Raw genomic sequence first — 18123 nt, forward strand, 5'->3', positions numbered from 1 at the left:
GGGCGCGGCTCCGCGCTGACAGGTGCTATTCGCGCGAGGTTGGCGCCGCCCCTGCCGGCAGGCAGATGAGGGGCAGCGCCAACCCTGCCAATCGTTCGATCGAAAATTCAGTCTTTCCCGGTAGTTGTCCGCCTAAGCTCTAAAAGTCGTTCAGCCTCCGCCATCACGTCCGGGGGCGTCACGCGTCTGCCACCAGGCGCCAGCAACGTCGACGCATACGGCCCGCGCGGTCCGGTCAAACCCGGCTCCGTCGCCAGGAACACGGCGACCGTCGGCAGGCCGAAGGCGCTGGCGAGATGGGTCAGCCCGGTATCGGCGCCGATGACCAGGGTCGAGCGGCCGAGGATGGCGGCGATGGCGTCCAGCGGCGACTTTGGCATCACGACCGTGGCTGGCACGGCCTTGGCGATCGCTTCGGCCACCACCTTCTCCCGTTCGTTCGACCAGGTTGTGACCGGAATCACGCCGCGCTCGACCAGCAGGCGGGCGGTTCCGATCCAGTCCTCGACCGGCCATTTCTTGTCCTCGCGGCTGGTGCCGTGCAGCAGGAACGCGGTCCTGCCGTCGACGCCGGCGATCATGCCCGCTGGCGCCACGATGCCGGAGTCGAGCGTCAAAAGGTCCGGCCGATAGCCGAGCGCCAGCCCGAACAGCCGCCGTGTCCGCTCGATGGCGTGCAGGTCGCGCGGCACCGCATAGGTGATATCATAGAACAGCGTCGCCGAGGGCTCGCGCACGCTCGACCGGTCGAAGCCGGCGATCGGCGCGCGCGCCTGGCGTGCCACCAGGGCCGACTTCAGCAGGCCTTGCGCATCGATGACGAGGTCGTAGCGGCATTTGCGCAAGGTTCGGCGCAAGGCCGCCGCCTCGCGCCAGGTGTTCGTGTCGAAGAGGTTCTTTCGCCAGCGCCTTATCGCCACCGTGTGAATGGTGCCGATCGCCGGATGCAGCGCGAGGATGCCGGCAAACGCCTCCTCCACGCACCAGTCGAAAGCGATATCGGGCCGTGCGCGGCAGGCATCCTGAAGTGCCGGAAAAGTGTGGATGACATCGCCCATCGACGAAGTCTTGACGATCAGTACCTTCATGCCGCGGCCGGCACTTCCAGCAGGCGATCCGCTGCCGCGGCGACCTGCGCGACTTCCAATGTCTTCAGACAGTTGAGATGACCGAGCGGACAGATTTTCCGGTGGCAGGGCGAGCAGGACAGGCCGAGCCAGACCAGTTCGCGACGCTCCGCCAGCGGCGGCGTGTTTTCAGGCGAGGTCGAGCCATAGACGGCAACGATGGATGTACCGACGGCGGCCGCGACATGCATCAGCCCGCTGTCGTTGGAGACCGCGAGCCTTGCCGCCGCGATCAGGTCGATGGCGTCCTCCAGCCGCGTCTGGCCGGCGAGGTCGACGACGCCGGGCGCAAGGGCTGCGATCTCCGCCGTCACGTCGCGGTCGTTCTTCGAACCAAACAGGGCGACCTCCAGGCCCTTGGCCATGAATTCGCGGGCAAGGCCGGCATAGCTCTCGCTTGGCCAGCGCTTGGCCGGGCCGAACTCGGCCCCGGGCATCAGGGCTACGAATTTCCGCGGCGCCAGGCCGAAACGATCGAGCAGGGTGGCCTGGTTTTTCACGTCCACGGTCAGCCGGGGGGCGCGGAAACTGCCACCCTGGGCGAGGCCGAAATAGGCCTGCGCGGTGCGTCGTTTCACGGCATCGGGCAACGGCACGATATCGGTCAAGAGGCCGTAGCGCATTTCACGCAGATGGCCGAAGCGGCGCGGGATGCGGGCAAAGAACGGGATCAGCGCCGACTTCCAGCTGCCCGGCAGGACATAGGCCATGTCGTAGCGGCCGCGCAGCAGACGGCCGAAACGGCGGCGATGGCTGAATTCCAGCGCACCCGGCTTCAGCGGAAAGTCGATCTGCTGTCGGATTTCGGGCATGCGCTTGACCAGAGGTGCCGCCCAGGCGGGCGCCAGCACATCGATCGCGGCATCGGGATGGAGTTCCTTCAGCGCCGAGAACAGGCACTGCGCCATCACCATATCGCCCACCCAGCGTGGGCCGATCACGAGGATCGTTGGGCTTTCAGCCATTCGACATAGTCTCTGACGCCGGTTTCTACAGTGCGGAATTGCCCGTTATAGCCGGCCGCGCGCAAGCGGGACATATCAGCCTGGGTAAAACTCTGGTAGCTGCCCTTGAGGTGGTCGGGGAAGGGGATGAACTCGATCTCGCCCTTGCCCAGCGTGTCGATGACCGTTTCGGCGATCGCACGGAACGGCTGCGCGCGGCCGGTGCCGCAGTTGAAGATGCCGCTGGCGCCGCGCTTCCACAGCCACAAATTGACGTCGGCGACATCGCCGACATGGATGAAGTCGCGGCTCTGTTCGCCCGGCCCGAAGCCATCGTAAGCGCCGAACAGCTTTGGATTCTCGCCGCGCTCGACCTGGTTGAACAGATGGAAGGCGACCGAGGCCATGGCCCCTTTATGCGCCTCGCGCGGGCCATAGACATTGAAGTAGCGCAAGCCGGCGACCTGCGAATGATCGCTGTCGAAGACCGTGCGCCTGACATAATCGTCGAAGAGTTTCTTGGAATAGGCATAGACGTTGAGCGGCCGCTCCAGCGCCGGCTCCTCGCGAAATTCGGCGCCGCCGCCATAGACCGAAGCGGAGGAGGCGTAGAGGAAGGGCACGCGCAGCGCCTGGCAGGCATGCAGCAGCCGTTTCGAATAGGCGTAATTCACCTCCATCATGAACTTGCCGTTCCACTCGGTGGTGGTCGAGCAGGCCCCCTGATGGAAGACGGCCTCGACACGGCCAAGCAAGCCGGCCTCCATGCCCGACAGGAAATCATCCTTGTCGAGATAGTCGGCTATCGTCAAATCGGCCAGGTTGGCGATCTTGTGGCCGTCGGTGAGGTCGTCGACGACCAGGATGTCGTCATGGCCTTCCGCATTGAGCGTGGCGACGATGTTGGAGCCGATCATGCCGGCGCCGCCCGTGACGATGATCATGAAGGCCTCTGGTTGCGTGCGATTCCGGTCCTTATAAGGGAGGCTGGCCGGGCTGTCGACAAAGCAGGCGGCCGCTCGCGGCTCGGCCGCTCAGGCTTGTCTGTTTTGTCCATTTTGTCTATTGTGGGCAAGCGGAGTTCCAATGAAACACTATCCATCCACTGATCTGAAACAGAATCTCGGCGATGTGCTCGCGGCTGCCAGCCAGCAGCCGGTCTCCATCACTCGTCACAACAAGCCGAGATACGTCCTGATGAGCATCGAGGCCTACGAAGCGCGCTTCGGCAACGATAGCCGTCGCGTCTACGCGGCCGAGGATGCACCGCTGCAACATGTCGAGATGCTGGAGGAGTACGCCGCGGAATTGGACCGTGATTAAACCCGTGGCCGCGGACGTCTGGCGATATCCATATCTGTGGCATCGCCAACATGCAGACGGCGAGACCGAAGGCCGCAAGGCGAGGCCTGTTGCCTTCGTCGCCGTTCTTCCCGGAAAGCCGGAGGCACGAACCTTTTCATCCTTGCAATCACTTCCACCCAGCCGGGCCGTGATCGCGTCGCAGTTGGCGTTCCGGAAATTGAACGCGCCGCGCCGGCCTTGACCCAATCCCGCTTTGGGTCATAGTCGACGAGTACACGATATTCTGGAATCGTCGGCTTATTTCGAACCGGGTGCGCGTATCGGCGCATTCAGTCCGTCATTCCACAAAAAAGTCATGTCGGCTTTCATGGCAACTGTTCGCGCAGGCCGATCCAAAGCCATCCCACGGGCTGACTGAAAGGCCTGCAATCGGACAGGGCAGGATCATGAGGGACAAGAAATGCCGCCGACCGAACTGCTGATCGCGTTTTTCGCCACCACGGCGATCTTCGCCTACATTCCGGGCCCCGCCATGCTTTATGCCGCCGCGCAGACGATGGCGCGGGGGCGCTGGTCGGGGCTGACGGCGGCACTCGGCATTCATCTCGGCGGCTATGTCCATGTCTTTGCCGCCGCAGCCGGCTTGTCAGTGCTGTTCCACGCCGTGCCGCCGCTCTACATGGCCGTCAAGCTGGTCGGCGCGCTGTACCTGATCTGGTTGGGTATCTCGCTGTTTCGCAAGCGCGTGGAGGGCGACGTGGCGCTGCCGGCGATCACCCGCAAATCGGCCCGCCGGGCGTTTTTCGAGAGCATCACCGTCGAGGTACTCAATCCCAAGACCGCGATCTTCTTCATGGCGTTCCTGCCGCAGTTCATCGATGCCTCGGCGGGGTTGCCGGTCTGGGTGCAATTCGTGGTGCTGGGCACCATCGTCAACCTGATGTTCTCGTCGGCCGATGTCGTGTGCGTGTTCCTGGCCGGCCTCGTGATCGGCCGGCTGCGGAGTTCGAGCCGTGCGCAGCGGCTGATGCAGAAGGCCGGCGGCGCGGTGCTGGTCGGGCTGGGCGTCCACGTCGCCTTGCAGAAGGCCTGACCTGTCCGGGTTTGCCTCCGCCCCGGCGTTGCGCTGGTGCCCAATTGCGGTATATCGGCAGGCATGACCGGCCGGCCTCGCAAATCTGGTGTTTCGACCTATCTGAGATCGGCGTTTCCCGCGCGTGGCAGATGACATGATCAAGCACAATCCGCCTTCACCCGAGCCCCTGCATCGCGCCATTGCGCGCTTCGGCGACGTCGCCGTGCTGGTGGTCGGCGATATCATCCTCGACCGCTTCGTCAATGGCGTCATCGAGCGGATCTCGCCGGAAGCGCCGATCCCGGTGCTGCATGGGCGTGGCGAAAGCTCGGCGATGGGCGGCGCCGGCAACGTCGTGGCCAACATCGTCTCGCTTGGCGCGCGCGCCATTCCGGTCTCGGTGATCGGCACTGATCCCGCCGGTGACAGTCTGGCGCGGATGCTGGGCGAGCTTGGCGCCGAGACAGTGGGCCTTTCACAGCAGCGCGGCCGCATGACCTCGTCGAAGAGCCGCTTCAGCGCGCTCAACCAGCAGGTGCTGCGTTTCGACGAGGAAGAGATCAAGCCGCTCGGCGCGGCGGAACGGGCGGAGCTGATCCGCCGCTTCCGGAACGCATTGCAACGGGCCGACATCGTCATCCTGTCCGATTACGGCAAGGGCATATTGCTGGACGGCGTCGCCGCCGAATTGATCGCCATCTGCCGTGAAGCGGGCAAGCCGGTGCTGGTCGACCCGAAGGGCCGCGACTACGCGCGCTACGCCGGGGCGACCGCCGTCACCCCCAACCGCAAGGAGCTTGGCGAGGCCGTCGGCCATGCGGTGTTCGCCGATGACGAGATCGTTGCGGCGGCACGGGAACTGATTGCGGCGCATGGCTTCGACTTCGTCGTCGCCACGCGCAGCGAGAAGGGCATGAGTGTGGTCGGTCCCGACGAGGCGAGCCACATCGCCACCCAGGCACGTGAGGTGTTCGATGTCTCGGGCGCTGGCGATACGGTGATCGCGAGCTTCGCGCTGGCGCTTGCCGCCGGTGCCGATCCTGTCGCCGCTGCCTACATCGCCAACGCCGCCGGCGGCGTCGTGGTCGGAAAACGCGGCACCGCGCGACTGAGCGTCGAGGAACTCACCGGCGCGCTGTTCCGCTCGCACGGACCGACCGCGCACAAGGACGCTATCCTGGACGCCACTTCTGCCGCGCGCATGGTGGCGGGATGGAAGGCGGAGGGCCTGAGCGTCGGCTTCACCAATGGCTGCTTCGATATCCTGCATGCCGGCCATGTCAGCCTGCTGCACGCAGCGCGCAGCCAGTGCGACCGGCTGGTGCTCGGGCTCAACAGCGATGCCTCGGTGCGGCGGCTGAAAGGGCCGGGCCGCCCGGTCAACGACCAGCATGACCGCGCCTGCGTGCTTGCCGCGCTCGCTTCGGTCGATGCCGTCATTGTCTTCGATGAGGATACGCCGCTGGCTCTGATCGAGGCGCTTCTGCCCGACATACTGGTCAAGGGCGCCGACTACACGATCGACACCGTGGTCGGCGCCGATGTGGTGCAAAAGGCGGGCGGGCGCGTCGTGCTGGTCGATCTCGTCGCCGGCAAGAGCACCACTGGCACCATCGGCAAACTGCGCGCCGGCGGCGCCACCAACTGAGGGAATTCATGTCCGAATTGAACGACTATCTGGTCCGCTCGGCGGCCGCCATCACTGCCACGGTCGAGCGAGATCTGACCGGCGAGATGGACCGTGCGGTGAATGCTGTCGTGGCGGCGCTTTCCCAGGGAAAGGCCCTGCTGGTCTGCGGCAATGGCGGCTCGGCCAGCGACGCCATCCATATCGCCACCGAACTGGTCGGCCGCTTCCTGAAGGAACGCAAGGCCTACAATGTGATCGCTCTGCCGGCCAACGCCGGGATGCTGACCGCCTGGGGCAATGATTACGGCTTCGACACGGTGTTTTCGCGCCAGGTCGAAGCGCATGGCGCCGCGGGCGGCGTGCTTTTGGCGATCTCGACCAGCGGCAATTCGCCGAGCATTCTCGCCGCGGCCGAACAGGCGCGCATGATGGACATGACGGTGGTCAGCCTGACCGGCGATACCGGCGGCAAGCTCAAGCCGCTCACCGACATCCTGCTCAACGTCCCCTCGACCTCGACGCCGATCATCCAGCAGGGCCATCTGTGCCTCTATCACTATCTGTGCGAGGTGGTCGAAGCGCGCCTGTCGAATGGCTGACGATACAGCGCCGTTTCCGCTGGCCGAGCCGGGCTTGTGGGTGGAGCAGGTCGGCGGGCGGGTTTTTCCCGCACGCTCGCCGGCGCTGTTCCTGGACCGTGACGGCACCATCAATGTCGACACCGACTATCCCAGCGACCCGGACGAGATAGAACTCAGGCCGCAGATGCTGCCGGCGATCGCCGCCGCCAACCGGATCGGCATTCCGGTGGTCGTGGTCACCAATCAGTCCGGCATCGCGCGCGGCTATTTCGACTGGGGCGTCTTTGCCGCGGTAAACGACCGCGTGCTCCATTTGCTGGACAGGCAGGGCGCGTTCGTCGACATGGTGCTGGCCTGCGCCTATCACGAGGCGGGCGTCGGGCCGCTCGCCATAACGGACCATCCGATGCGCAAGCCCAATCCGGGCATGCTGATCGAGGCGGGCAGGCGCCTTGATCTTGACCTCCAGCGCTCCCTGATGGTCGGCGACAAGCTGGCCGACATGCAGGCGGCCCAACGCGCAGGGCTGGCACAGGGCTGGCTGGTCGACGGTGAGGCGGCGCTTCAGCCTGGCTTCGCCATCAGGCTCTTGCATGACGACCACGATCTCGGCGGCCTGCTCGCCGCCATCGACGCGCTCGGATCGTAGGGCCTACGCCTGGTCGTTTTGCTGCGAGGCTTCGTAGAGCTTGGCTTCGGTGGCGAAGGAATAAATCATCACCGACATCGAGTAGACGAAGCCGTGCCGGCCGCACAGGAAGTAGCGCTTGGCCAGGTAGAATTTGAGGAAGTTGCCGAACGGCGACAGCACCAGCCGCACCAGGCCGGGCTTCTTGCCTCTCTCGACCAGCGTCACCGCCTTGAGGCTGGAATAGGTGTTGGCTCGGGCAAGATCCTCCTCGACCGATATTTCACGGCGATGCAGCAAGAGACCCTCTTCGATCGTGTCGGTCTCGCCCGGCACGTGAACGGATTCATGCACCCGCGCCGTTAGATCCATGCTGGCGCCTTCCCTGCGGAAAAGCCTGAGCAGCCTGTTGTGCAGCACCCAGCGATGGGCATAACCGTAGCCCTTCAGCCAGTCGCGGCGGCGCATGTACCATCCGCTGGCCTTGCCGCCGGCCGCCTGGGTGATGGCCACGATCGACCGCCGCAATCGGTCGTCGACGCGCTCGTCCGGGTCGATCGAAAGGCACCAAGGCTGGTTGGCGTGGTCGAGCGCGAATTGCCGCTGGCGGGGGAAGCCCGGCCAGTCATTGTGCAGCAGCGTTATCGGATAGCCCCTGGCGATATAGCTTTCAACGCATTCGACGGTGCCGTCCGTCGAGCCGGAATCGACGATGATGATCTCGGCACAGAAATCGATGCTTTCCAGGCACGGGCCGATCATATCGGCCTCGTTCACGCAGATGATCAGCGCCGAGACCGGGCTTGCAAAACGGGTCATGGTCCCCTTCCCATGGCGGATTCTTCCCGGAATATACGCTGCTGGCGCCATCTGTTCTCAAGCAATTCCGGGCGGAAAACCGTTACACATGCTGGAATGCTCGGGAAACCAATGAAGCGTCAGTCGAGCGGCGAATCCGGCAGAGCCGTCCAGCCTTGTACATCAGCGTCTTTCGAATACCAACGCGGCACCGGTATGGCGAATGTCGGGAATTTGGCCATCGCGCAGGCGTTCGCCTGGCTCAGGAGCGCTCGAACGACACCAGGCCCTCATCCTTGACGCGGCGGATGGTGAGCGCGGTGCGCACCGTGTCGACGTTCGGCGTCGAGGTCAGTTCCTCGATGACGAAGGTCTGGAAGGCGCCGAGGTCGCTCGCCACGCAATGCAGCAGAAAGTCGGATTCGCCCGATACCATCCAGGCATCGCGCACGACCGGCCAGCCGCGCGTACGCTCGGCGAAGATGCGCAGTTCGGCATCGGCCTGGTGATGCAGCCCGACCAGGCAGAAGGCAACGACATCGAGGCCCAGCGCCGGCGCGTTGAGCAGCGCGCGGTAGCCGCGAATGATGCCGGCTTCTTCCAGCCGCTTGACCCGGCGCAGGCAGGGCGGTGCCGAAATGCCGACGCGGTTCGAGAGCTCGACATTGGTCATGCGCCCGTCCGACTGAAGCTCGCGCAGGATCTTCCAGTCGATGGCGTCAAGATCGGCCTTGAGGGGCATCAGGGTTCTCGATGATCAGTGTGGCGCAAGAATCTTTCGCTATTTTGTAATTAAACGACTTTTGCGTCGAAGCCAGCCCTCGTCGACGCGATTGTGGACAGGTAACGAAAGCGGCCATCGCGCGAATATCCATAGGGGCCGAAGCTTTCCGGGGACGACGGTCCGTTCGTCTTGCTGGCGTGGTTTGCAGCCCTTACATTAGGAGCGATATTCCACGTCTTTTTCCAAGGCACACTCGCTGTCCGCCCCCGCAGAGGCTCCAAATGACCACCAAGCACGCGCCCGTTCTCATCATCGGTTCCGGTCCGGCCGGCTATACGGCGGCGGTCTATGCCGCGCGGGCCATGCTGAAGCCGATGCTGGTCGCCGGTCTGCAGCAGGGCGGCCAATTGATGATCACCACGGATGTCGAGAACTACCCCGGCTTCGCCGATCCGATCCAGGGACCGTGGCTGATGGAGCAGATGCTCAAGCAGGCCGAGCATGTCGGCACCGACATCATCAACGACATCATCACCGAGGTTGACCTCAACGTGCGGCCGTTCCGCGCCAAGGGCGATTCCGGCACGACCTACACGGCCGATGCGCTGATCATCGCCACCGGCGCGCAAGCCAAGTGGCTGGGCATTCCGACCGAGCAGGACTTCATGGGCTTCGGCGTTTCCGCCTGCGCCACCTGCGACGGCTTCTTCTATCGCGGCAAGGATGTCGCGGTGGTCGGCGGCGGCAATTCGGCGGTGGAGGAGGCGCTCTATCTGTCCAACCTCGCCAAGAGCGTCACCGTCATCCACAGGCGCTCGGATTTCCGTGCCGAACGCATCCTGCGCGAACGGTTGTTGAAAAAGGACAATGTCCGCGTCATCTGGGACACGATCGTTGACGAGATCACCGGCCGCCCCGGCAAGGCACCGCTGCCGCCTTCGGTCGAAGGGCTGAAGCTCAGGCATGCCGTGACCGGAGCCGAGAGCCACCTCAAGATCGACGGTGTCTTCGTGGCCATCGGCCATGCGCCCGCGGTCGAGCTGTTCGCGGGCAAGCTGAAGCAGAAGCCGAACGGCTATCTGTGGACAGCGCCGGATTCGACGCGCACCGACGTGCCCGGCGTGTTCGCCGCCGGCGACGTGACCGACGATATCTATCGGCAGGCCGTGACGGCGGCGGGGCTGGGCTGCATGGCCGCGCTCGAAGCGGAAAAGTATCTGGCCGGCATCGAGGTGCATCGCGAAGCAGCGGAATAGGGGCCGCCGCAGACTGTATAAAACGGCTTAGAAATGCCGTGTAAAAGCCTGATTTTTCATTCAGACGCCAACCGGAACGAGGGGAAATCATGGCGTTGGACTGGGACAAGCTACGCGTGTTTCACGCCGCGGCGGAAGCGGGGTCGTTCACGCATGCGGCCGAGACGCTGCATCTGTCGCAATCGGCGATCTCGAGGCAGGTCAGCGCGCTCGAACATGATGTCGGCGTGCCGCTGTTCAACCGCCATGCGCGGGGCCTGGTGTTGACCGAACAGGGCGAGATGCTGTTCCGCACGGCGCATGACGTGCTGATGAAGCTCGAGACCATCAAGTCGCGGCTGACCGAGACCAAGGACCGGCCGTCCGGCGTGCTCAGGGTAACGACGACCGTTGGCCTCGGCGCCGGCTGGCTGACCGAGCGGGTGCAGGAGTTCATCGAACTCTATCCCGAAATCAGCCTGCAGCTGATCCTCGCCAACGAGGAACTCGACCTCACCATGCGCCAGGCGGATTGCGCCATCCGGCTGCGCCAGCCGCAACAGCCGGACCTGATCCAGCGCCGCCTGTTCACCGTGCATTTCCACCTTTACGCAGCCCCCTCCTATGTCGCAAAGCACGGCAAGCCGAGCTCGGTCGCGGAGCTGAGAACCCATCGCATCGTCACCTTCGGCCTGCCCGTGCCGTCGCATCTGTCGGAGTTGAACTGGCTGGAGACGGTCGGCGATTTCGAGAGCGGCCAGCGCGTGCCGTCGCTGCAGATCAACGACATCCTGTCGATCAAGCGCGCCGTGCAGGGCGGCGCCGGCATCGCCATGCTGCCGGACTATGTGATCAGCAAGGATTCCGGCCTGGTGCAGCTGCTGCCGGAGACCGAGGTGCCGTCCTTCGACACCTATTTCGCCTACCCCGACGCGATGAAGAACCAGGCCAAGCTGCACGTGTTTCGCGACTTCATCATCGCCAAGGCCAGAAGCTGGTCGTTCTAGACTAGCTTATCCTTTCCAAGGCGTAATCCGCGGCAGCCAGCCCGGTACGTTGCGGCGGTAGGCCTCGTATTCGGCGCCATAGCGGCCGGCGAGCGTCGGCTCCTCGTAGAGCTTGACGAAGGTGACCATGGCAGCCGCCGCGATTGCCGCGTAGGCAGCGATCGACCAGCTCGAGAACAGCAGCGCCTGGCCCAGAATGATCGACAGCACGGCGACATACATGGGATTGCGGACGTGGCGGTAGATGCCGCCGATCACCAGCCTTTCGGTCGGTGCGACGGGGGCGGGCGTGCCCAGCCCCTCCAGCGCGAAGCGGACGAAGGCATGCAGCAGCACCGCAGCCGCGGCAATGACGAGCATGCCGCCGGTGAGCGCAAACAAGGGCAGGGGCGACCATGGCAGGCCCCAGCGATCGCTAAGCAGCCAGGGAACCAGCCCGGCGACAACGCCGGGAGCCGCAATCAGGAAAATGCCGCTGCCGACGAGCGCCGAAAACCTGCGCAATGGTCGATCCTCGCTTGACTGCCTTGGAATTGAACCGCCGCTGCCTCATTCCACATCATCAGTGTTTTTTGACATTCGGGAGCAAAATCGGTCGGGATCGGCGTTTTCGAGACGGCAATGACCCGAAATCGCGCCTCATTTTCACGATTCTGCTGGTCCTATTGGCTTCTGGAATGGGTTGGACCACAGCCTGTGCCTTTTTGCATGTGTGTGTTGCAAAATAGATGCTTGTTTCTTGGGCATGAAGAGCACATATAGAGATCATCTCCTGGACGCGTTCTCCTCCCATTAGCGTCCTCGAGTGTTCCCCTCTGGAGGTTAGCCTTAACAGGCACTTCCAATCAAACTCAGCCGGATCTTCGTTGATCCGGCTTTTTTGTTGCCTGCATGCCACTGGGATGGCTGAAAAATTCACCAGAATTGCCGCGTAACAGTGTCATGTAACCTCTGGTAACATGACAAGGACACCCTCCATCTGCTAAGTGGATGATAGGACGCGGTGTGGTTCGGACGGGAGATGGGGGCATCACTCGTACGGCCCGGGCTCAGGCGGCTACCGCGTCCGAACCTTTTGCGCCGAAGCGCGGTGACCTCGACATGCGGCGGACCTGCCGTTTTTCCTCCCGAGAAAACGGTCCGCAAACAAAACGACGTCCGGCCCCCCGGGCGTCGTTTTTGGTTTTCGCCCCCTCGATCGTTCGAGGGGGGCTCCACATGATTCGAAATCGGGCACCGGGCGAAATCAGGCAGCCTTGCCGTTGGCGTTCATCGCTTCGTCGGCGAGACGACCAGTCAGCTCGGCCATGTGATCGAAAACGGCGCGGTAGCTGGCAACGCCTGACGTGGCCGAGCGCAGCTCGATAATCAGATCGCCGATCTCGGCCTGCGGCATGGTCGCCTCGACGACGTCCCATCCCGGCCAGTCGGGCCGCGCGTCATAGCCGAGGATCTGGCCGCGTCGCTGCGGGATCAGCGCGATGATCTTCGATGTCGCGTCCGACGGCGTGACGATCTCTACCTTCATCACCGGTTCCAGAAGCACCGGTGAGCAGGCGGCCATGCCTTCCTTCATGGCGAGCTTGGCCGCCATCTGGAAGGCCATGTCGGAGGAATCGACCGCATGGTACGAGCCGTCCGACAGGTTGACCGCGACATCGACCACGGGGAAGCCGAGCGGGCCGGATTTCAGGTAGTCACGTATGCCTGTCTCGACCGACTGGATGTAGGTCTTGGGCACGACGCCGCCGGTGATGGTGTCGGTGAACTGGAAGCCGGAGCCGCGCGGCAGCGGCTTGATCTCGATGACGACATCGCCGAACTGGCCATGGCCGCCCGACTGTTTCTTGTGGCGGCCGCGCTGCTGCACCGGCTTTCGGATCGTCTCGCGATAGGGCACCGCCGGCGCATGGCCTTCCACCAGTATCTGGTTCTTGCCCTCCAGCCGCTCGCGCACGACGCGCAGATGCATCTCGCCATGCCCTGACAGCACGGTCTCGGCCGAATCCTGGTTGTGGCGCAGGCTGAGCGAGGGATCCTCCTCTGCCAGGCGCTGGATGGCGGCCGACATCTTGACCTCGTCCTTGCGCTCCCTGGGGCGCAGCGCGAAGGCGAAGACCGGCTGCGGCGGCTCGACATCGAAGAGCTGTTTGGCACCGCCCTTGGCCGAGGTGAGCGTCTGGCCGGTCTTGACCGCGTCTAGTTTGCCGAGCGCCACGGTGTCGCCGGTCCTGGCGGCGCTCAGCTTGACCTGTTCCTTGCCCAGCATCCGGTAGATTCCGGAAACCTTGGCGGTGTCGCCGCCGGGCAGCCACAGTTCCGAGCCGTCGGCGACCTGGCCGGACAGGATGCGCGACACCGACAGCTTGCCGCCATGCGGGGTGTGGATGGTCTTCATCACCTGGACCACCGTCGCATTGCCGTCCGGGGCGCCGAGCCGCTTGCGGGTCGCCTCGATGTCGGGCGCATCGTGGCGGATCGTCTTCAAGAGGCGCAGCACGCCATTGCCTTTCTCGGCGGTGCCGATCAGCACCGGCGTCACCGCGCCTTCGCGCAGATCGGCGGCGAGATCGTCGAAGATCGCGTCCTTCGGCGGCTCTATCTCTTCCAGCAGCTGCTCCATCAACTCATCGTCGTGATCGGCCAGCGTCTCCAGCATCGAGAAGCGCGCCTCCAGTTCGCGCGCCTTGTCGTCGCCCGGTATCTCGGCCACCTCGCTTTCGGCATATTCGCGGTAGATGTAGGCGCGCTCCAGCGCCAGATCGATCGAGCCGATCACGACGCCGTCCTTGCGCAGCGGGATCTGGCGCAGAAGCAGCGGCGCCGCGCTTGTCGGCTGCAGCATCTTCAGCGTATCGCGCACGCCCGCGATCGCCTTGTCGACCTTGTTAAGGAACAGGATGCGCGGCACGCCGAGATCGTCGAGCTTGCGCATGATGAGCTGCAAGGCGGGGATTTTCTTTTCGTCGGCCTCGGCCACGACCACCGCGACGTCGCAGGCGGCCAGCACCGGTTCGGCCTCGAAGGAGAATTCGATCGATCCGGGGCAGTCGATGAAGGTGAACTGCTCGCCCATGAACTCGGTGGTGGCGATCGACGCCTCGACGCTCATGGCGTGGGCGCGGGCCTCGGGTGAATGATCTGAAACAGTATTGCCCGAGGAAACCGGGTTCTGGCGGGGAATGGCGCCGGTACGGGCCAATATGGCTTCGAGAAGTGTCGTCTTACCGCTTGCGAAGGGACCGACTATGGCAATGCATTTCGGTCCCGTGCGTCGTCCTCCGGCGCGAGTACCCATGACTGACCTCCACTCAGGCGTTTCCTGGGGACCGACTGGCATTGATGGTTCAGGCCAGGGTCAATCGGTCCTGAGCGGCGGCCGGCCTGTTCGACCGTCGCGGGCGGTCTGTTTCGACCTGCCCGCGATTATCGTCCCACTTGTTTGCCGGCAGGGCAAGAAAAATAGGAAGCAGGCACGGCCGGTCGTCTCAGGCGCTGAGCGCGAGCGGTTCGACCGAGCGCCCGTCAACCAGCGCGAGCTTGCCGCGAGGCGCCGGCCTGCCGAAGAAATAGCCCTGGAAACGATTGCACCCGGCCGCCTTGGCGAGCGCGAATTCCTCCGCCGTCTCCACGCCTTCCGCCACGATGGTGACCTCCTGGATGCGCGCGATCTGCGCCAGCGCCGAGACGAATATCTGTGCTACCTGATCGTGAGCGAGGGCGCGGATGTAGGAGCGATCGATCTTGATGATGTCGACGGGCAAGGTCTTCAGATAGTTGAAGCCGCAATGGCCGGTGCCGAAATCGTCGAGGGCGATGTGAAAGCCGAGGCCACGCAATGCCTCGAGGCGCCGCAGGATCTCGGGCGTGGCGGCGGTCGCCACCGTCTCGGTGATCTCGATGATGAACTGTGATGCCGACCGGCCAGTGTCCTTCAGCACGCGGTCGCACATGGTCACGATCTCGTCACGCTTGAGCTGCTCGCCGGAGACGTTGATGGAAATGCGGCGGCCGGCGAACTGGCCGATGTCGGCACAAGCCCGCTTGAACACCCATTCGCCGAGCATGTCGATCAACGTCGATCGCTCGGCGATCGCAATGAACTCGGCCGGCGCGATCAGCCCGCGAACCGGGTGGCGCCAGCGGATCAGCCCCTCGAACGCCTCGGTGGAACCGTCCGGGCCGACGATCGGCTGATAATGCAGTTCGAGTTCGCCCAGATAGACCGCGGCGCGCAATTCCCGTTCGACCAGCCGCCGGTAGCGCTTGTCGGACAGCATCTCCTCGTCGAAGACGGTGACGCGGCCACGGCCCGCCGCCTTGCTTTCATAAAGCGCCAGATCGGCAACCAGCATCAGTTCCGTCGTGTTCGAGGCATGGGCCGGCGCCAGGGCGACGCCGATCGAGATGGAGAGCGGAATGGTCTTGCCTTCATGCGATTTGCCGGCGCGCATGGCATCCAGCAATCGTCTGACATCCTTGTTGATGGCCGCCAGGTCGCCATGCGGAATGATGACACCGAATTCGTCGCCGCCGAGGCGTCCTACCATGGCGCCGGCAAAGATGCGCTCCGCGGTCTTGACCAGATGCGCCAAGGTGAGGTCGCCGAACTGGTGTCCGAACGTGTCGTTCAACTGCTTGAAATGGTCGAGGTCGATCAAGAGCAAGGCTGCCTCGCGCCTGTCGCGCCTGGTGCCCAGGCTTTCGCGCAGCGCTTCGAGGAAATAGCGTCTCGTCGTGGCGCCGGTCATCGCATCCCTGGTGAGGAAATGATGTTTCTCGGCTTCCGCAGCGGCGGCCGACTGGAGACGATGGACGACGCTGCTGCGCATGTACATCAATGCCAGCAAGGCCAGGCTGGTGGCCAGGATCGAGATGGCGAAGGCACCGCCGGCTGACAGGTTGTGCGAGACGTCGAAAGCGCCAAGCACCGCCGCGCCGGTGCTGATCACGAGCAGCGACTGGATACCGCGATAGATCCGGCCGCTATGGTCCTTGATCGTCGCCAGTATGCTCATCCGCCAGCCCCCGCAATGCAGGCCAACGGCTAGTGCGCAGCCGTTAAGAAGACATTGAATTCCCGGGCATTCGCTTGGCGGTCCCGTGCCGGCAAGTGTCATGGTTAAGAAATCAGGCCTTCGTCCAAGCGAGGTGACAAGGGCGGTTGCATCAGAGCCGATCCAGACCGAGAATGCGGCTCACTTCGCGGGCCGGCATCTCACCGGCAACCACCAGTTCCAGGGAACAGACGATGAAGATCATTGCTTGCGGCAGCGTGCCGACCGTTATAGCGCCGGAAAAATATTTCACCGGCCGGGTTCTGCAGACGCCAATCATCGAGAAGGAGCCGCCAGCGCGGCTCAGGGCCACGCTGGTCAGTTTCGAGCCCGGCGCGCGCACCCACTGGCACACGCATCCGCTTGGCCAGACGCTTTATGTCACCGCAGGCGCCGGCCTGGTCCAGACATGGGACGGGCCGATCCAGGAAATCAGGGCCGGTGACGTCATCTCCTTCGCGCCTGGCGAGAAGCATTGGCATGGCGCGGCGCCGAAATCGGCAATGACGCACATCGCCATGCAGGAGGCGCTCGACGGCGTCCATGCCGACTGGCTGGAAGAGGTGACCGCGGCGCAATATGGCGGCTGATTGCTGTATCCACAAAACCCGGCGGTAACGCCTGACAGCGGTGACGCCGGGTTTGTTTCGGATCGACCAGATCAGGTCAGCGATGCCGTGAAGCGCTGGATGCGCGTGCAGGCTTCCTCCAGCAGCGTCTCCGAGGTTGCGTAGGAGATGCGGAAGTTGGGACCAAGGCCGAAGGCCGAGCCGAACACCACCGCGACGCCCTCGGCCTCGAGCAGTTCCGAGCAGAAGGCCTCGTCGGTGTCGATCACCTTGCCGGCCCTGGTTTTCTTCCCGATCAGCTGGGCGCAGGACGGATAGACATAGAAGGCGCCTTCCGGCGACGGGCAGGTGATGCCGCGCGCCTGGTTGAGCATCGAGACGACGAGGTCCCGCCTGCCTTGAAAGATCGCCTTGTTCTTGGCGATGAAATCCTGCGGGCCATTCAACGCCTCGACCGAAGCCCATTGCGCGATGGTGCAGGCGCCGGAGGTCTGCTGGCCCTGGATCATGTCCATCGCCTTGATCAGCTGGACGGGACCGGCGGCGTAGCCGATGCGCCAGCCAGTCATGGCATAGGCTTTCGAGACGCCGTTCATGGTCAGCGTGCGCTCGTAGAGCTTGGGCTCGACCTCGGCGATGGTCTTGAAGACGAAGTCGCCATAGGTCAGGTGTTCGTACATGTCGTCGGTCAGCGTCCAGACCTGCGGGTGCTTCAACAGCACGTCGGCGAGCGCCCGCAGTTCGGCCTCGCTATAGGCCGCGCCCGACGGGTTCGACGGCGAGTTCATCAGCAGCCATTTGGTCTTCGGTGTGATTGCCTTTTCCAGCACCGCCGGCGTCAGCTTGAAGCCATTGTCGATCGAGGTGTCGGCAAACACCGACGTGCCGCCGCAGATCGCCACCATTTCGGGATAGCTGACCCAGTAGGGGCGGGGGATGATGACCTCGTCGCCGGGGTTCAGCGTCGCCATGAAGGCGTTGAACAGGATCTGCTTGCCGCCGGTGCCGACGATGGTCTGCTCGGGCTTGTAGTCGAGATTGTTCTCGCGCTTGAATTTTTTCGCGATCGCCTCGCGCAGCGGCACGATGCCCGAAACCGGCGGGTATTTGGTCTCGCCACGGCGAATGGCCTCGATCGCCGCATTCTTGATGTTGTCGGGCGTGTCGAAATCGGGCTCGCCGGCGCCAAGGCCAATGATGTCCCGGCCGGCATTTTTCAGCTCGCGCGCTTTCTGCGTCACCGCGATGGTGGCGGAAGGCTTAACGCGGGAAAGGGTGTCGGCAAGAAAGGCCATGACCTTTTGTCTCTCCAAAGGATCGGCGCGGCCAGGAGCGGCCGCGGCGCTTCTCATGTCGCAACATTCCCGTCAGCGCAAGCCTTGTCGGCTGGGCCAGGTGGGGCAGCGCGGTCAATGAGGCGTGATCGGCAAAAGAAAGTTCATT

General features: G+C 64.0%; 17 protein-coding genes. 8 read left to right on the forward strand and 9 right to left on the reverse strand.

What is annotated here, in order from left to right; translation table 11 throughout:
• Nucleotides 1–107: 107 nt before the first annotated feature.
• The 3 genes from waaC to rfaD are packed head-to-tail and all read right to left on the reverse strand — an operon-like array spanning nucleotide 108 to nucleotide 3015.
• Nucleotides 108–1088, reverse strand: coding sequence for a lipopolysaccharide heptosyltransferase I (gene waaC / locus FJ954_RS28090; RefSeq protein ID WP_140664937.1), 981 nt, complete (start codon nucleotides 1086–1088; stop codon nucleotides 108–110).
• Nucleotides 1085–2092 carry a lipopolysaccharide heptosyltransferase II gene (gene waaF / locus FJ954_RS28095; protein WP_140664939.1) on the reverse strand — a complete coding sequence of 336 codons (1008 nt, stop codon included), beginning with the start codon at nucleotides 2090–2092 and terminating at the stop codon, nucleotides 1085–1087. Before waaF ends, waaC begins: the two co-directional genes overlap by 4 nt.
• Nucleotides 2065–3015, reverse strand: coding sequence for an ADP-glyceromanno-heptose 6-epimerase (gene rfaD / locus FJ954_RS28100; RefSeq protein WP_140664942.1), 951 nt, complete (start codon nucleotides 3013–3015; stop codon nucleotides 2065–2067). Before rfaD ends, waaF begins: the two co-directional genes overlap by 28 nt.
• Before the next feature lie 142 nt (nucleotides 3016–3157).
• Between rfaD and FJ954_RS28105 the strand changes: the two genes are divergently transcribed.
• The 5 genes from FJ954_RS28105 to gmhB all read left to right on the forward strand — a co-directional run bounded on the left by FJ954_RS28105 (nucleotide 3158) and on the right by gmhB (nucleotide 7311).
• A complete protein-coding gene (locus tag FJ954_RS28105; RefSeq protein WP_015316156.1) occupies nucleotides 3158–3394 on the forward strand; it encodes a type II toxin-antitoxin system Phd/YefM family antitoxin in 237 nt (78 codons plus the stop codon).
• Between the two features lie 442 nt (nucleotides 3395–3836).
• Nucleotides 3837–4469, forward strand: coding sequence for a LysE family translocator (locus tag FJ954_RS28115; protein ID WP_140664945.1), 633 nt, complete (start codon nucleotides 3837–3839; stop codon nucleotides 4467–4469).
• Nucleotides 4470–4605: 136 nt separating this feature from the next.
• Nucleotides 4606–6099, forward strand: a complete 1494-nt coding sequence (gene rfaE1 / locus FJ954_RS28120) for a D-glycero-beta-D-manno-heptose-7-phosphate kinase (RefSeq protein WP_140664948.1) — start codon at nucleotides 4606–4608, stop codon at nucleotides 6097–6099.
• Nucleotides 6100–6107: 8 nt separating this feature from the next.
• Nucleotides 6108–6680, forward strand: coding sequence for an SIS domain-containing protein (locus tag FJ954_RS28125; RefSeq protein ID WP_140617741.1), 573 nt, complete (start codon nucleotides 6108–6110; stop codon nucleotides 6678–6680).
• Nucleotides 6673–7311 carry a D-glycero-beta-D-manno-heptose 1,7-bisphosphate 7-phosphatase gene (gene gmhB / locus FJ954_RS28130; RefSeq protein WP_140664951.1) on the forward strand — a complete coding sequence of 213 codons (639 nt, stop codon included), beginning with the start codon at nucleotides 6673–6675 and terminating at the stop codon, nucleotides 7309–7311. The genes FJ954_RS28125 and gmhB overlap by 8 nt, the downstream gene beginning before the upstream one ends.
• Before the next feature lie 3 nt (nucleotides 7312–7314).
• Here gmhB and FJ954_RS28135 read toward each other — a convergent pair whose 3' ends face one another.
• Complete coding sequence (locus FJ954_RS28135) at nucleotides 7315–8109, reverse strand: glycosyltransferase family 2 protein (protein WP_140664954.1); 795 nt, start codon at nucleotides 8107–8109, stop codon at nucleotides 7315–7317.
• Nucleotides 8110–8350: 241 nt separating this feature from the next.
• Nucleotides 8351–8830: an Lrp/AsnC family transcriptional regulator gene (locus tag FJ954_RS28140; RefSeq protein WP_015316163.1), complete on the reverse strand. Its 480-nt coding sequence runs from the start codon at nucleotides 8828–8830 to the stop codon at nucleotides 8351–8353.
• A 263-nt stretch (nucleotides 8831–9093) separates the two neighbouring features.
• Here FJ954_RS28140 and trxB point away from each other — a divergent pair, with 263 nt between their 5' ends.
• Both trxB and FJ954_RS28150 read left to right on the forward strand, forming a co-directional pair.
• The gene (gene trxB / locus FJ954_RS28145; protein WP_127873462.1) at nucleotides 9094–10068 is read left to right on the forward strand and encodes a thioredoxin-disulfide reductase; all 975 of its coding nucleotides are present in this window, start codon (nucleotides 9094–9096) and stop codon (nucleotides 10066–10068) included.
• An 89-nt stretch (nucleotides 10069–10157) separates the two neighbouring features.
• Nucleotides 10158–11054, forward strand: coding sequence for a LysR family transcriptional regulator (locus FJ954_RS28150; protein ID WP_023770205.1), 897 nt, complete (start codon nucleotides 10158–10160; stop codon nucleotides 11052–11054).
• A 6-nt stretch (nucleotides 11055–11060) separates the two neighbouring features.
• Here FJ954_RS28150 and FJ954_RS28155 read toward each other — a convergent pair whose 3' ends face one another.
• The 3 genes from FJ954_RS28155 to FJ954_RS28165 all read right to left on the reverse strand — a co-directional run bounded on the left by FJ954_RS28155 (nucleotide 11061) and on the right by FJ954_RS28165 (nucleotide 16072).
• Nucleotides 11061–11558, reverse strand: a complete 498-nt coding sequence (locus tag FJ954_RS28155; protein ID WP_140664957.1) for an isoprenylcysteine carboxylmethyltransferase family protein — start codon at nucleotides 11556–11558, stop codon at nucleotides 11061–11063.
• Nucleotides 11559–12300: 742 nt separating this feature from the next.
• Nucleotides 12301–14352 (reverse strand): elongation factor G, encoded by a 2052-nt coding sequence (locus tag FJ954_RS28160; RefSeq protein ID WP_140664959.1) that lies wholly within the window; start codon nucleotides 14350–14352, stop codon nucleotides 12301–12303.
• 190 nt (nucleotides 14353–14542) lie between these two features.
• Nucleotides 14543–16072, reverse strand: coding sequence for an EAL domain-containing protein (locus FJ954_RS28165; RefSeq protein WP_140664962.1), 1530 nt, complete (start codon nucleotides 16070–16072; stop codon nucleotides 14543–14545).
• A 233-nt stretch (nucleotides 16073–16305) separates the two neighbouring features.
• Between FJ954_RS28165 and FJ954_RS28170 the strand changes: the two genes are divergently transcribed.
• On the forward strand, nucleotides 16306–16701 hold the full coding sequence (locus tag FJ954_RS28170) for a cupin domain-containing protein (RefSeq protein WP_140617749.1): 396 nt from the start codon (nucleotides 16306–16308) through the stop codon (nucleotides 16699–16701).
• Between the two features lie 71 nt (nucleotides 16702–16772).
• Here FJ954_RS28170 and FJ954_RS28175 read toward each other — a convergent pair whose 3' ends face one another.
• Nucleotides 16773–17975, reverse strand: a complete 1203-nt coding sequence (locus tag FJ954_RS28175; RefSeq protein ID WP_140664964.1) for a pyridoxal phosphate-dependent aminotransferase — start codon at nucleotides 17973–17975, stop codon at nucleotides 16773–16775.
• Nucleotides 17976–18123 lie beyond the last annotated feature (148 nt).

This window comes from Mesorhizobium sp. B2-3-15 (genome assembly GCF_006442875.1).
Lineage (GTDB): Bacteria > Pseudomonadota > Alphaproteobacteria > Rhizobiales > Rhizobiaceae > Mesorhizobium > Mesorhizobium australicum.

Coding starts and splice junctions, on each gene's coding strand:
- waaC (WP_140664937.1), bottom strand. CDS start 1,088: ATGAAGGTACTGATCGTCAAGACTTCGTCGATGGGCGATGTCATCCAC.
- waaF (WP_140664939.1), bottom strand. CDS start 2,092: ATGGCTGAAAGCCCAACGATCCTCGTGATCGGCCCACGCTGGGTGGGC.
- rfaD (WP_140664942.1), bottom strand. CDS start 3,015: ATGATCATCGTCACGGGCGGCGCCGGCATGATCGGCTCCAACATCGTC.
- FJ954_RS28105 (WP_015316156.1), top strand. CDS start 3,158: ATGAAACACTATCCATCCACTGATCTGAAACAGAATCTCGGCGATGTG.
- FJ954_RS28115 (WP_140664945.1), top strand. CDS start 3,837: ATGCCGCCGACCGAACTGCTGATCGCGTTTTTCGCCACCACGGCGATC.
- rfaE1 (WP_140664948.1), top strand. CDS start 4,606: ATGATCAAGCACAATCCGCCTTCACCCGAGCCCCTGCATCGCGCCATT.
- FJ954_RS28125 (WP_140617741.1), top strand. CDS start 6,108: ATGTCCGAATTGAACGACTATCTGGTCCGCTCGGCGGCCGCCATCACT.
- gmhB (WP_140664951.1), top strand. CDS start 6,673: ATGGCTGACGATACAGCGCCGTTTCCGCTGGCCGAGCCGGGCTTGTGG.
- FJ954_RS28135 (WP_140664954.1), bottom strand. CDS start 8,109: ATGACCCGTTTTGCAAGCCCGGTCTCGGCGCTGATCATCTGCGTGAAC.
- FJ954_RS28140 (WP_015316163.1), bottom strand. CDS start 8,830: ATGCCCCTCAAGGCCGATCTTGACGCCATCGACTGGAAGATCCTGCGC.
- trxB (WP_127873462.1), top strand. CDS start 9,094: ATGACCACCAAGCACGCGCCCGTTCTCATCATCGGTTCCGGTCCGGCC.
- FJ954_RS28150 (WP_023770205.1), top strand. CDS start 10,158: ATGGCGTTGGACTGGGACAAGCTACGCGTGTTTCACGCCGCGGCGGAA.
- FJ954_RS28160 (WP_140664959.1), bottom strand. CDS start 14,352: ATGGGTACTCGCGCCGGAGGACGACGCACGGGACCGAAATGCATTGCC.
- FJ954_RS28165 (WP_140664962.1), bottom strand. CDS start 16,072: ATGAGCATACTGGCGACGATCAAGGACCATAGCGGCCGGATCTATCGC.
- FJ954_RS28170 (WP_140617749.1), top strand. CDS start 16,306: ATGAAGATCATTGCTTGCGGCAGCGTGCCGACCGTTATAGCGCCGGAA.
- FJ954_RS28175 (WP_140664964.1), bottom strand. CDS start 17,975: ATGGCCTTTCTTGCCGACACCCTTTCCCGCGTTAAGCCTTCCGCCACC.